General features: G+C 43.3%; 6 protein-coding genes, 8 tRNA genes and 3 rRNA genes. All 17 read right to left on the reverse strand.

Going from position 1 to position 13,881, the window contains the following annotated elements:
• Positions 1-38: 38 nt before the first annotated feature.
• Positions 39-2,189 carry a DEAD/DEAH box helicase gene (locus tag JJN12_RS06500; RefSeq protein WP_208428917.1) on the reverse strand — a complete coding sequence of 717 codons (2,151 nt, stop codon included), beginning with the start codon at positions 2,187-2,189 and terminating at the stop codon, positions 39-41.
• Positions 2,186-3,514 (reverse strand): ATP-binding protein, encoded by a 1,329-nt coding sequence (locus JJN12_RS06505; protein WP_208428918.1) that lies wholly within the window; start codon positions 3,512-3,514, stop codon positions 2,186-2,188. The genes JJN12_RS06500 and JJN12_RS06505 overlap by 4 nt, the downstream gene beginning before the upstream one ends.
• Entirely contained in the window at positions 3,514-5,544 is a 2,031-nt protein-coding gene (locus tag JJN12_RS06510) for a TerB N-terminal domain-containing protein (RefSeq protein ID WP_208428919.1), read from the reverse strand. The genes JJN12_RS06505 and JJN12_RS06510 overlap by 1 nt, the downstream gene beginning before the upstream one ends.
• Entirely contained in the window at positions 5,516-5,665 is a 150-nt protein-coding gene (locus JJN12_RS06515) for a hypothetical protein (RefSeq protein WP_208428920.1), read from the reverse strand. The genes JJN12_RS06510 and JJN12_RS06515 overlap by 29 nt, the downstream gene beginning before the upstream one ends.
• Before the next feature lie 196 nt (positions 5,666-5,861).
• Positions 5,862-5,947, reverse strand: a tRNA-Leu gene (locus tag JJN12_RS06520).
• A 20-nt stretch (positions 5,948-5,967) separates the two neighbouring features.
• Positions 5,968-6,040: transfer RNA gene (locus JJN12_RS06525), tRNA-Val, on the reverse strand.
• A gap of 46 nt (positions 6,041-6,086) precedes the next feature.
• Positions 6,087-6,160, reverse strand: a tRNA-Ile gene (locus tag JJN12_RS06530).
• Positions 6,161-6,165: 5 nt separating this feature from the next.
• A tRNA-Glu gene (locus JJN12_RS06535) sits at positions 6,166-6,237 on the reverse strand.
• Positions 6,238-6,269: 32 nt separating this feature from the next.
• Positions 6,270-6,341 (reverse strand) — tRNA-Asn (locus JJN12_RS06540).
• Positions 6,342-6,391: 50 nt separating this feature from the next.
• Positions 6,392-9,287, reverse strand: a 23S ribosomal RNA gene (locus JJN12_RS06545).
• 414 nt (positions 9,288-9,701) lie between these two features.
• Positions 9,702-9,775 (reverse strand) — tRNA-Ile (locus JJN12_RS06550).
• Positions 9,776-9,779: 4 nt separating this feature from the next.
• Positions 9,780-9,897 (reverse strand): 5S ribosomal RNA (gene rrf / locus JJN12_RS06555).
• A 61-nt stretch (positions 9,898-9,958) separates the two neighbouring features.
• Positions 9,959-11,492: ribosomal RNA gene (locus JJN12_RS06560) — 16S ribosomal RNA — on the reverse strand.
• The 16S, 23S and 5S rRNA genes sit together here with 8 tRNA genes alongside, the layout of an rRNA operon.
• A 265-nt stretch (positions 11,493-11,757) precedes the next feature.
• Positions 11,758-11,846 (reverse strand) — tRNA-Ser (locus tag JJN12_RS06565).
• A gap of 26 nt (positions 11,847-11,872) precedes the next feature.
• Positions 11,873-11,958 (reverse strand) — tRNA-Ser (locus JJN12_RS06570).
• 120 nt (positions 11,959-12,078) lie between these two features.
• The gene (gene tsaD, locus JJN12_RS06575) at positions 12,079-13,089 is read right to left on the reverse strand and encodes a tRNA (adenosine(37)-N6)-threonylcarbamoyltransferase complex transferase subunit TsaD (protein WP_208428921.1); all 1,011 of its coding nucleotides are present in this window, start codon (positions 13,087-13,089) and stop codon (positions 12,079-12,081) included.
• Between the two features lie 207 nt (positions 13,090-13,296).
• A complete protein-coding gene (locus JJN12_RS06580; protein WP_208428922.1) occupies positions 13,297-13,878 on the reverse strand; it encodes a DUF6715 family protein in 582 nt (193 codons plus the stop codon).
• Positions 13,879-13,881: the final 3 nt, after the last annotated feature.

Consider the following 13,881-nt stretch of genomic DNA (forward strand, 5'->3'; position numbering starts at 1 on the left):
TTTAATACCTTCTAATATCTTCTTAAAAGGCGAAACTTTTATAAGCTAATCTCTTCTTTCATCTCCACCACATCAGTATATCTATCAACATACTGCTTGATTAAGAGGTTTTCAGGAACAAAGTCATTGTACTTCCCGAAGGTTTTAGCATCTTTAGGAACAATATAATCACTTTCCGTAACATCATTTTTTCTTATGTAGTCAAGTGCATCCATAAGTTCATTCTTTGTTACATTTTTAACTATTAAAAACGGCCAGTAAGGCTCTGCAAATTTTCTATCAGGCAGGAGTTTATTTAAGATATAGTCTAAGGAATTAAGCGCTCTTGTGCCTAACCACAGAGATATCCCATAAGTATCCGGAGATATTTCAAAGATTTCTTTGGTTTCAAGCCCTGCACCTGCTGCTACCTGTCTTATTTCAGCAAGTCTCTTCTTTGCTCCATCTCCCAAATAAGGATACATGCAGTCAGTTGTTATTATCTCCTTCATTTTCTTAAGTACTCTGGTATGCTCAATAACCTCTCCTGTTCCATCCCAGACTGTAGGCGGCTTACCCTCGGCACTCTTTACATAGATATTCTTATTCTCCTTATCTATTTCTGTAACCATCCAGCTCTTTCCCCCCAGAACAAAGGTTGTATCAGGCTGCATAAGCCTTGTAAGAGTACCTATTTCGTGTGAGCCCTCTCTTACAGAATATTCCACATCAGATTCAAATACCGAATAAAAGTCATAGTGATTTGCTATCTTTTCTCCCTCGGTACCTAAGATGAAGCCTCCGTTCTCAGTTCTCTCGATATGACCTATCTTAAGGAGATACCTCAATAATTCCTTGTAGTCCTCCTGTGTAACAAATCTAAAAGCATATTCACTAAGGAGTGACTGCGCCAAAACTTCCGGACTTGCCTCACCTCTACTATATAAAAAACTCATAGTCTGATGGTAGAGTATACCAAATGGATATCGCTCAGGCAGCACCGGCTCTATATAATTTTCCCTATATAGTTCAATTAAAGCTATACACTTAATAAAGCTCCAATTTATCGCCTTATAGAACTCAGTGGACTCACTTCGCTTTTCCTCTTCAAACAAAAAGCACATCTCAGAAACTCCACTTCGTCTCCCGCTTCTTCCAAGTCTTTGAGATAGGCTGGCTACTGACTTAGGACAGCCCACTTGTATTATTCTCTCCAAATCCCCCAAATCGATACCCAGCTCAAGGGTAACAGTCGCACCTGTAACAAGGGGTAAGTCAGACAGCCTCATCTGTTCTTCCACAAACTCCCTGTCAGATGCTGAAATACTGCCATGATGAACCATAAATACATCAGGCTCTCCTCTTTTTTTAGCCACGTCCTTAAGATTAACAATGTTTTTTTCTACCTCAGAGCGCGCATTTGAAAATACAATGCTCTTCTTCCCTCTAGTTAGCTCATATAGATTATCGTAAAAGGATATTTCGTTCTTCTTATCTTTTTCCTGAAAGGCAAATTCATAAAAATGCTCCACCATTACCACTGCTCTCCGCCTTTTAACACCGGTATCAGGAGTAATGCACTTTCTTTCTGTACCGCCGTTTAGCCAGTCTTCTGCACCCTCTATATCCCCAAGTGTTGCAGATAGTCCTATCCTTACAGGAATCATGCCTGTTAGCTTTTGAAGCCTTTCAAGCAGGGAAATAAGCTGGGTTCCTCTTTCCTCACCTATGAAATTATGTACCTCATCAATTATGATAAATCTCAAATCAGAAAATAATTTAACCGCCTGTTCTTTCCTTCTCATTAGCATTGCTTCAAGGGATTCAGGTGTAGTCTGTAGTATGCCTGAAGGCTTTTTAAGCAGCTTATTCTTAGCAGTGGCAGACACATCCCCATGCCACTTTGTCACAGGAATATAGGCCTCCCGAAGCAGCTCCTCAATACGGGCAAACTGGTCATTAATAAGAGCCTTAAGTGGAGCTATGTATAAGACTCCTACACTTTCACAGGGTTCATTATAAAGCTTAGTTATCACAGGCAGAAAGGCAGCCTCCGTCTTACCCGATGCGGTAGGCGTAGCTATGAGAAGATTGGAGTCAGTATTAAATATAACATCACAGGCCGCAACCTGTATTTCCCTTAGCTCTTCCCAGCCATTTCTATAGATATAATCCTGTATAAAAGGAGCAAGTTTATCAAATGTACTCATATCTCAAATCCCTTAAATTCGCTCTTTATTTCCTCAGTATCTTCGCTTGACTTAGCGTAGTTAAAATCATCCCCTCCAAGTATGCCCTCAAGGGTTTTGTCAGGATTTTGAATGAGGATGTTAAGTATTTCTATAAAATCCCTTATTATCTCACGTGGTGTAATATTCTGTCCTGCTCCTACCCTGCTAAATTCAGTTTTTATAAAATACTGCAAGGTTTCAGAGCTAAGCCCTGCCTCATACTTGTACACCTGAGCATGAATTTTCTCTAGCTTACAGATAAGAAAATACATTTCTTCAGGGGTAAGAGGTTTTAGCCTTATAATAGGAGACAGCAAATCTCTTGTACTTCCATCAGAAAATCTACTGCTTTCAAGCCTCGACCTAAGTGCCTCGTAGCTAAATATACCTCTTCTTGTATCCTCAACACACTGAGGCGTACCTCCCATTATCACTCCCAAGTACTTCGCCTTGCCCTGCATTATATCGTTGTATATTGTTAAGATTTTCTCATAATTATTTTGCCTTGATATAGAATTGGGAATCTTAAATAAATTGACGAGTTCATCAATCATCATTATCATCCCCTTATATCCTGCCTTTACTACGAACATAGAAAAGAGCTTAATATACTCATACCAGTCATCATCATTTATAATGACACCAACTCCAAGCTCCGCCTTAGCCTCAGTCTTAGTCCCATACTCTCCTCTAAGCCATTTTAAGGTTCTACTTTTAAGCTCTTCATCCTCAGTAACTACAGCTTTCCAGTAAAGGGAAATTATCCTTGCAAAATCAAAGCCATGTACTATGGTTTCAAGCTCATTTACAGTTTGATGAATCTTAATCTCAACCAGTCCGTTAAGCTTCTCGCTGTCAGCAGTTAGTGAGTTTTCTGTCATCACTTCAGTTTTAAGTGCATTTATCCATTTGCTTAGTAAGAGACTTAAGGCTCCTCCATCGGGAGAGGTTTGAGTGGAGAGGTTTTTCATAAGCTCTTTGTAAGTAGCGAGCCCGTCACCCTTATTGCCTACAAGCCTTCGCTCAGGTGAAAGGTCAGCATCCACCACTACGAAGCCCCTTTCCATAGCATAGTTACGAATAGTCTGTAGCAAAAAACTCTTACCAGCTCCGTATTTCCCAACAACAAATCGAAATGAAGCACCTCCTTCGGATATCATTTCAATATCATTTAAAAGTGCATCTATTTCATCTTTCCTACCTACCGTTATATAGCCTAAGCCGGTGCGTGGCACAACTCCACCCTTAAGGGAATTTAGCAGGGTGTTTGCTATTCTAAGCGGTATTCTGTCTGTTACATTCATTACCTTCCTCCAACTGCCTCTTTTACTTCATTCAAATAATCTTCATAAATCTGTGGCTCACCTGATACATATTCAATCAGGTTATCACCTGTTATTTCAAGTGCCTTCTCATTTATTTCTTCAACAAGAAGTTCATAATTTGAGCCTGTTTTTTCACCATTTGCAAGATGTGAAATCAGGTCTTTTGCCTCGTTCGACAAGACATTTATAACTGCTTGGCAGCCTGATAGCTCAGCATTATCATAATGTTTAGTTTCAATTTCAGGCTTATTACCTTCATCAGTTATTGTTTCTTTAGCAAAATCAAATATATTTAATTGTCCAATTGACTGACTTTCATTTTCATAACTTCCATTCACTATATGTACCTCATCTATTTTAGAGATTTGATTTATAGATGGTAATGGTATTTTAGCAGCATTTGCATCATTTTTTGACTTAATATCACTTTCATTATTAGATTGTACTTCAGCTTTGTTAATTAAGTTTATTTCTTGCTGTCTATAATTCTTCTTACAATTATATATTTCTGAAAGTTGTCCCTCATCTCTTTCGATATCCTCTTCAAGAATGAGCCTTTTAGCAGTTTCAATATGGTCTCTTTCAATATCTTTGATTTTGCTGAGGTCTATCTCAATAGGCTTAATTATTTCAAGTTTGCCATTTTTTATTACTATGTTTTCCTCTTTTATAAAGTCAGAAATTGCCTGAATTATAGTTTCTTCAAAACTATCTTCATACAATGCCTCAAGCATTTTTCTTTTCCAGGAGCTTAACTTAGAAATATGGCTGCCGGCATAGTAACCATAATCACTTTTATCATTGAAAAAGCATTTCTCCACCTGTTTAATCGCAGGAGGCTGTAGACTTCTCTTTGAGCCAAACATTTTCCTCATATTAACTTCAGTAAGCTTTAATATGTATCCCACAATAGCTTTGTATTTTCCTATGTCAGGAGCATCTATTTTACGGGACTTTCCATTGAATTTATAGGTCTCAATACCATCAAGCGGGACAACCTGCTCAAAAAAGTTAGAAGGCTTAACCACTGCTCCTCTAAAGAAAGAGTATATAATCTCACTTTGTTTAGCTGTGAACAATTTTTTGATATCTGTTTCAGCCTCATTCAAAGTCTGTGAAAGTCTCTCAAGTACAAAGCAGGCACATTTTTCGATAATCTCCTGATTGCCGGATTTATAAAACTGTCCATCAGTTATCCTAAAAGATGAAAAAATTTCAACTGCTTTTAAACTCTTCCACTTAAAGTCCATCATTTCAACATATAAGCGAGGTTCAAAACCATAGTAATTAATTGGCATCAAGTCTCTATAATACGAAAAACCTTGTAAAAGTTCATTATGGTTTACAATATAGTAGTCCCTTATCCAGGTTCGAAAATGTCCATCGATGCTGTCATCATATTTTCTAAACTCAGTCCATATATATATTAGCTTTTCAATGGTCTCTTCTGCACACTTCGTACCTATCCCGTTTAATAGTTCATATACATAACAAAACAAGTAGGATACAGATATATCCGTTACATTAGAGTTCCTAACCTTTGTCCTCCAAGTAAAATAGGTCCTAAGCTGATTATCATTCATCCTATCATAGGTAGTATAGTAGGCTTCCAAAGGATAGGCTTTGTCTGCATCGTCACTAAAGTCCTCCATGAATTTTGCCTGTTTTAGAAAGGTCTCAGTATCCCCAAGATACCAATCACTGCTTAAACCAGCCTTCTTGCCTAAAATTCTCATCTGACGGAAGGTGGAATAAGGCTCGCTCTCAGCCACAGGCTCTTGTAGCCTCCTCTCAATACTTTCTCTTTCGTACCTTCCATTTCCCTTGTTTTCTAAAGGATCGATAAGCAGATAACCGGAATCAGATTGTGCAGGCTTTCTAATGGCTAGTTTACGAGCCTTTTCCTCCATCTTTTCTTCATCAGTTTCATCAGGCAAAATTTTCCTTAAAAATTCCATTAAGGCTTCATTTCCAAGCATCTTAAGCTCCCGTATTATTTTTTTCCACATCTTTTTCTATCTCGCTTACAAACTTTATATCTCCCACCAAAAATAAAGAAAGACATAAATATAATAATGAAATTATTACCGGCGTCAATGCTACAACTACTATTAAAACAATATCCCACATAAGAAACCTCCATGTATGATAATGTAGAGCAAATCAAAATATAAAATAAATTTTCAAACAGAACAAAAGTTCTTATTGTCTAGTATAATATAATGATAGCATTATGTCCATAGATAAAAGAAGTTTTATAAGAAAAATTGTATAACGACATAAAAAAACAGCCACAGATATAATATCTGCAGCCATTCCTCTGTAATGCCGGTGACCGGGGTCGAACCGGTACGGGTATTACTACCCACGGGATTTTAAGTCCCGGGCGTCTACCAATTCCGCCACACCGGCATACTACATAAATGCAGTAATGGGACCTACAGGGCTCGAACCTGTGACCCTCTGCTTGTAAGGCAGATGCTCTCCCAGCTGAGCTAAGATCCCAAAAATAATAAAAATTTCATATGAAATTTGTTATTAAATAAAAAAATGGTTCTTCGGGGACTCGAACCCAGGACCGACCGGTTATGAGCCGGTTGCTCTAACCAACTGAGCTAAAGAACCAAAAGTGACTCCAAGGGGATTTGAACCCCTGTTACCGCCGTGAAAGGGCGGTGTCTTAACCGCTTGACCATGGAGCCATACACACAATTTCGACATCTAATATGTCAAGCTCCCCAAGTAGGGCTCGAACCTACAACATCACGGTTAACAGCCGTGCGCTCTACCATTGAGCTATTGAGGAATGAATATACCTTGAAAACTGCAACCGAATCAACATCTTTTCCTTTTACTTTGGTCAAGCCTTCGACCTATTAGTATCAGAAGGCACACGGATTACTCCGCTTACACCACTGACCTATCAACCTCATACTCTCTAAGGGGTCTTATTAGCCTACGCTATGGGATATCTTATCTTGGAGGGGGCTTCACGCTTAGATGCCTTCAGCGTTTATCCCTGCCAAACTTGGCTTCCCAGCCGTGCAGCTGGCACTGCAACTGGTCTACCAGCGGTTCGTCCATCCCGGTCCTCTCGTACTAAGGACGGCTCTCCTCAAATATCCTGCGCCTGCGCCAGATAGGGACCGAACTGTCTCACGACGTTCTGAACCCAGCTCGCGTACCGCTTTAATGGGCGAACAGCCCAACCCTTGGGACCTACTACAGCCCCAGGATGCGATGAGCCGACATCGAGGTGCCAAACCACTCCGTCGATGTGAACTCTTGGGAGTGATAAGCCTGTTATCCCCAGGGTAGCTTTTATCCGTTGAGCGATGGCATTCCCACTTACATACCACCGGATCACTAAGTCCTACTTTCGTACCTGCTCCACCCGTCGGTGTCGCAGTCAAGCTCCCTTCTGCCTTTACACTCTGCGAATGGTTTCCAACCATTCTGAGGGAACCTTTGAGCGCCTCCGATACACTTTCGGAGGCGACCGCCCCAGTCAAACTCCCCTCCTGGCATTGTCCCCTGCCCGGATAACGGGCAAAGGTTAGAAACCAGATACACGAAGGGTGGTATCCCAACATTGACTCCGCAGAAACTGGCGTCCCTGCTTCTTAGTCTCCCACCTATCCTGTACATCATATATCTAATCCCAGTACCAAGATGGAGTAAAGCTCCATGGGGTCTTTCCGTCTTGGCGCAGGTAACCAGCATCTTCACTGGTACTTCAATTTCACCGGGTGCATTGTTGAGACAGCGCTCAAATCATTACGCCTTTCGTGCGGGTCGGAACTTACCCGACAAGGAATTTCGCTACCTTAGGACCGTTATAGTTACGGCCGCCGTTTACTGGGGCTTAAGTTCGTACCTTCGGATTACTCCTAAGCACTCCCCGTAACCTTCCAGCACCGGGCAGGCGTCAGCCCATATACATCACCTTACGGTTTCGCATAGACCTGTGTTTTTGCTAAACAGTTGCTTGAGCCTATTCTCTGCGGCCTGTATCTCTACAGGCACCCCTTATCGCGAACTTACGGGGCCATTTTGCCGAGTTCCTTAACAATGCTTCTCCCGCCGGCCTTGGGATACTCTCCCCATCCACCTGTGTCGGTTTACGGTACGGGCTCTGACTACACAATAGCGGCTTTTCTCGACGGCTCTCCCAGGAGCTTCCCTACTTATATTTCGGTCCGCATCACACAGTCCACTTACCCGGACGGATTTGCCTGCCCGGCATAAACCATGCTTGCACCTGAATCCTTTACAGGCACTCCCTGAATCTCCGTGTCCCCACATTTCTGATAGCCAGAGGTACTGGAATATCAACCAGTTGTCCATCGCCTACGCTTCTCAGCCTGAGCTTAGGTCCCGACTTCCCCAGGGAAGATCAGCTTTACCCTGGAAACCTTGGATATACGGCCTGAAGGATTCTCACCTTCATCTCGCTACTCATTCCGGCATTCTCTCTTGATAACTCTCCACGGCTCCTTACGGTACCGCTTCTTCGTGTTATCAATGCTCCCCTACCAACATACCTTACGGTATATTCCATTGCTTCGGTGTTATGTTTCAGCCCCGGACATTTTCGGCGCAGGACCTCTCGACTAGTGAGCTATTACGCACTCTTTGAATGAATGGCTGCTTCTGAGCCAACATCCTAGTTGTCTTCGAAACCCCACATCCTTTACCACTTAACATACACTTTGGGACCTTAGCAGATGGTCTGGGCTGTTTCCCTTTTGACTGTCCGACTTATCTCATACAGTCTGACTCCCGGTAAACATCTATATGGCATTCGGAGTTTGATACGCATTGGTAGACTTTGACGCCCCCGCAGCGATTCAGTGCTCTACCTCCATTAGACTATACCGAGGCTAGCCCTAAAGCTATTTCGGGGAGAACCAGCTATCTCCGAGTTCGATTGGAATTTCTCCGCTACCCACAGCTCATCACCGCCTTTTTCAACAGACGTGTGTTCGGACCTCCATCCACTTTTACGCAGACTTCATCCTGGCCATGGGTAGGTCACCCGGTTTCGGGTCTGCCGTTACTGACTTACCGCCCTATTAAGACTTGGTTTCCCTTCGGCTCCGTACCTTAAGTACTTAACCTGCCAGCAACGGCAACTCGCCGGACCGTTCTACAAAAAGTACACGGTCGAGCGTTAGTCGCTCTTCCGCAGCTTGTAGACACAGGGTTTCAGGTTCTCTTTCACTCCCCTCCCGGGGTTCTTTTCACCTTTCCCTCACGGTACTATACTCTATCGGTCACCAGGTAGTATTTCGCCTTGGGGGGTGGTCCCCCCTGCTTCCTACGGGGTTTCTCGTGTCCCGTAGTACTCCGGATACCACTGAATCACAGTCTGTTTCGCATACGAGGCTTTCACTCTCTATGGCCGGCTTTCCCAAAACCGTTCTGCTACCTACTGCTTCTTCGTACGTGGTCCTCAACCCCAAGGATAAATCCTTGGTTTGGGCTTCGTCCCCTTTCGCTCGCCACTACTTAGGGATTCGATGTTTCTTCCTCTTCCTCCGGCTACTTAGATGTTTCAGTTCGCCGGGTTCCCTCCGCATGACTATGGATTCATCATACGGTGACAGAAGTTCTTTCTGCCGGGTTTCCCCATTCGGATACCTGCGGATCAATGGATATTTGCTCCTCCCCGCAGCTTTTCGCAGCTTATCACGTCCTTCTTCGGCTCCTGGTGCCAAGGCATCCGCCCTGCGCCCTTTGTAACTTGACCTTAAGTTGAGATGGGAATGCTACACGGTACATCTCCGGCGGCGCAAGCTCGCTTGCAGACGACGGTGTGTGCCGTGGAGGAGGCGTTTCTACGAAACGCCTATCACGAGCGTGAAATGCGAAGCATTTCTGCGAGTGACCCATCTCAACGGTATTTTAGATAACTCATTATGGTTCTCTTTAATTTAACACTGACTAGCGTATCAGTATTAAATCATTTTTAATAAATACATTGTTTTATTGTTCTCTCTATTAACATTTGTCTTCGACTCTTGTTTGTCAAGAAAACAACTTCTCGATGTTGTTTCATATCTAGCTGTATATCCCTTAATGAATAAATCACTAAAAGCTATACTTGCATAAATATTTGTTCGGTATGCAGTTTTCAAGGTACATTTCAGGATATTATCCTGAGTGGGCTTAAATGGACTCGAACCATCGACCTCACGCTTATCAGGCGTGCGCTCTAACCAGCTGAGCTATAAGCCCATAAATCTAGCAGCCACCTACTCTCCCACACCGTCTCCAGTGCAGTACCATCGGCCGCCTAGGCCTTAACCTTCGTGTTCGGGATGAGAACGGGTGTGACCCCTAGACGCATCGCCACTAGACATATTTTGTTATCTCGTTGATAACTAGACAGTGAAACAATCTCTACTTCTTCTTCCTTAGAAAGGAGGTGATCCAGCCGCACCTTCCGATACGGCTACCTTGTTACGACTTCACCCCAGTCACCAGACCTGCCTTCGGCAGCTCCTCCCTTGCGGTTAGGCCACTGACTTCGGGCATTTCCGACTCCCATGGTGTGACGGGCGGTGTGTACAAGACCCGGGAACGTATTCACCGCGACATTCTGATTCGCGATTACTAGCGATTCCAGCTTCATGTAGTCGAGTTGCAGACTACAATCCGAACTGAGGCAGCCTTTCTGAGATTCGCTCCGGCTCACGCCTTCGCTTCCCTCTGTAACTGCCATTGTAGCACGTGTGTAGCCCCGGTCATAAGGGGCATGATGATTTGACGTCATCCCCGCCTTCCTCCGAGTTATCCTCGGCAGTCTTTCTAGAGTGCCCGGCCTAACCGCTGGCTACTAAAAATAGGGGTTGCGCTCGTTGCGGGACTTAACCCAACATCTCACGACACGAGCTGACGACAACCATGCACCACCTGTCTCTCCTGTCCCGAAGGACTACAGGCATTACCCTGTATTCAGGAGGATCTCAAGACCGGGTAAGGTTCTTCGCGTTGCGTCGAATTAAACCACATGCTCCACCGCTTGTGCGGGTCCCCGTCAATTCCTTTGAGTTTCATTCTTGCGAACGTACTCCCCAGGTGGAATACTTAATGCGTTTGCGACGGCACCGAAAGGCTTATGCCTCCCAGCACCTAGTATTCATCGTTTACAGCGTGGACTACCAGGGTATCTAATCCTGTTTGCTACCCACGCTTTCGAGCCTCAGCGTCAGTTTTGGTCCAGCAGGCCGCCTTCGCCACCGGTGTTCTTCCTAATATCTAAGCATTTCACCGCTACACTAGGAATTCCGCCTGCCTCTCCCATACTCAAGTTTAACAGTTTTGGGAGCAGTCAGGGGGTTGAGCCCCCTGCTTCCACTCTCAACTTGCCAAACCGCCTGCGCTCCCTTTACACCCAGTAAATCCGGATAACGCTTGCCCCCTACGTATTACCGCGGCTGCTGGCACGTAGTTAGCCGGGGCTTCTTAGTCAGGTACCGTCATCATCTTCCCTGCTGATAGAGCTTTACATACCGAAATACTTCTTCACTCACGCGGCGTCGCTGCATCAGAGTTTCCTCCATTGTGCAATATCCCCCACTGCTGCCTCCCGTAGGAGTTTGGGCCGTGTCTCAGTCCCAATGTGGCCGTCCGACCTCTCAGTCCGGCTACCGATCGTTGCTTTGGTAGGCTTTTACCCTGCCAACTGGCTAATCGGACGCGGGCCCATCCTATACCTGATTGCTCATTTCCCGACAAAACCATGCGGTCTCGCCGACTTATGCGGTCTTACCAGCCGTTTCCAGCTGCTATCCCCCTGTATAGGGCAGGTTGCCCACGCGTTACTCACCCGTCCGCCACTAAGAATTACAGTCTTCCATCCGAAAACTTCCGTCTGTAATCTCCGTTCGACTTGCATGTGTTAGGCACGCCGCCAGCGTTCATCCTGAGCCAGGATCAAACTCTCATAAAAAGTGTTTGCCTCGTTCAAAATGAGCTGACTTTAATCTTTGCTCATTCCGTTATCGACCGGCTAAAGTCAATAAATTTTACTGTTTTTTAAAGGTGTACAAGTATTACTACTTATACGCGTTCGTTTGAATTTTCAAGATTGTCTCACTATTTAGTTATCAAGGTTCTGTCTTAGCCTTCTTACTTTCGCAATTCAGCTCAAACATTCTATCATACGATTTTGCTTATGTCAACAACTTTTTTCAAGTTTTATTCAGCAAAATCAACGGAGAAACAGGGATTTGAACCCTGGCGCCGCTATTAACGACCTACTCCCTTTCCAGGGGAGCCCCTTCAGCCTCTTGGGTATTTCTCCAAGGCTTACACATAAACCATATAAAACGGAGAAGGTGGGATTCGAACCCACGGTCCCTTTCAGGATCACCGGTTTTCAAGACCGGCTCTTTAAACCACTCAGACACCTCTCCAGTGACTGTCTGTAACTGTGACAGCTAGAACAGTTTAACATATACGTAAAATCTTGTCAAGTGGATTTTTAAACTTTTTTCAGGTTTTTAATTATCGTATTCTGCCTATAATTAAAAATCCTATTTTTGTCCCAGCTTAAGGCTTGGGACTGCGTTTAATGTCAGGTCCGAAATCAGTCCCTTTTTGTAGTCATAGTAAGCAGCCGCCCCTATCATTGCAGCATTGTCAGTACACAATATCGGTGAAGGATGATAGAACATAAAGCCCCTTCTTTCACAAGCCTCTTTCATCTCTTCTCTTAGCACTGTGTTAGAAGCAACTCCACCCGCCATGGCAATCTTCTTAAAACCAAGCTGTTTCGCACCTTCTATTGTATGACTTACAAGTACATCTACTACAGCCTCCTGGAAGGATGCAGCTATGTCAGCTTTGTTTATTTCCTCGCCCTTCATTTCACAGGAATTGATATAATTTAGAACAGAAGACTTTAGCCCGCTGAAACTAAAGTCAAATGGGCTGTCTGCCACCTTAGCTCTAGGGAAAGCTATAGCAGCTTTATTACCTTCTTCAGATATTTTTTGAATCTTAGGACCTCCCGGATAACCAAGCCCTATCGCCCTTGCAACCTTGTCAAATGCCTCTCCCGCTGCATCATCCCTTGTTTTACCAAGAACTTCATATTCTCCGTAGTCTTTAACTATAACCAGATTGGTGTGACCTCCCGATACAACAAGGCATAAAAAGGGCGGTTCAAGCTCCTCATTTTCTATGTAATTGGCAGATATATGCCCTTCGATATGATGTACTCCAATAAGAGGCTTGTTATGAGCAAAAGCTATGGACTTTGCAGCCGATACTCCAACCAAAAGAGCTCCCACCAAACCGGGACCATAAGTGACCGCAACAGCATCTATTTCATTCATTGTAAGCGAAGCTTCTTTAAGTGCCTCATCCACTACCTGAATCACCTTTTCTATATGCTTTCTTGATGCAATTTCAGGCACAACACCACCGTACAGCTTATGTATCTCGATCTGAGACGAAATAATATTTGAAAGCACCTTCCTTCCATCCTGTACTACAGCCGCAGCTGTCTCGTCACAGGATGATTCAATCGCTAATATATTCATATTTTCACATCTTCCCTTTACTGCCAAAACGATGTGGGTGCCAAATTGATTCGACACCCACCTCTAAGATTTAAAATTTTAAAGTTACAAGTAATAAAAGTATCAAAACCTGCTGTATAATACTTACAGAAGAATTAATATCTAATATCATCCGTATATTTTGATTTTTGATTAACCTCGGTTATTATCAAATATGATAGTTGTCAGCTAAAAAGTCTTGTAAGTCAATTCCCAAAAGAGAATCTTCCATCTTCCTTTATCATCTTCTCTTAAATAGTATTTCTCATTGGTGGTCTTAAGCCCTTTGGTATCTTTAACTATATAGGACACTAAAAGATTGCAGAACTTATAGCCTCCTCGCTCTTCTCTTTCAGCCTCAGCGAGATCTTGAATAGCAATATTGGCTATCGTGGTCTTCTTACTCTTATAGTCTTCAATGTCTTTTTTAAGCTTTTCAACGTACTGATCAAGAGGATTCTTTTCAAGCAGCTGTTCATCGAAGAGTTTTTGATTCTGCTCTGCAAGCTTTTTAATCTGCTCATCAGTAAGCTCTTCATTATAGCAGCATTTCAAAATTCTGTTATATATTTTGAGTACCTCTCTGGCGTTTCCCGGATAATTATCATCTAGGTTAAGCTCCATAAGCTTCTCTACTTCTGTTTTACTCTTTTTTAACTCCAGATTCTTAAGTCCAATGCTTCTTACAAGAAAGAAGCCGCCGATTATAAATATAGCAAGAAGAGCCATAACTATACCAACTACAACCGGATTTTGCGTTTTTTTGTACATAAA

This window comes from Catonella massiliensis (genome assembly GCF_016651435.1).
Taxonomy (GTDB): Bacteria; Bacillota; Clostridia; order Lachnospirales; family Lachnospiraceae; genus Catonella; species Catonella massiliensis.

Excerpts from the sequence above, each read along its gene's own strand:
- JJN12_RS06500 (WP_208428917.1), bottom strand. The coding sequence starts at position 2,189 with ATGAGTACATTTGATAAACTTGCTCCTTTTATACAGGATTATATCTAT.
- JJN12_RS06505 (WP_208428918.1), bottom strand. The coding sequence starts at position 3,514 with ATGAATGTAACAGACAGAATACCGCTTAGAATAGCAAACACCCTGCTA.
- JJN12_RS06510 (WP_208428919.1), bottom strand. The coding sequence starts at position 5,544 with ATGTGGAAAAAAATAATACGGGAGCTTAAGATGCTTGGAAATGAAGCC.
- JJN12_RS06515 (WP_208428920.1), bottom strand. The coding sequence starts at position 5,665 with ATGTGGGATATTGTTTTAATAGTAGTTGTAGCATTGACGCCGGTAATA.
- tsaD (WP_208428921.1), bottom strand. The coding sequence starts at position 13,089 with ATGAATATATTAGCGATTGAATCATCCTGTGACGAGACAGCTGCGGCT.
- JJN12_RS06580 (WP_208428922.1), bottom strand. The coding sequence starts at position 13,878 with ATGTACAAAAAAACGCAAAATCCGGTTGTAGTTGGTATAGTTATGGCT.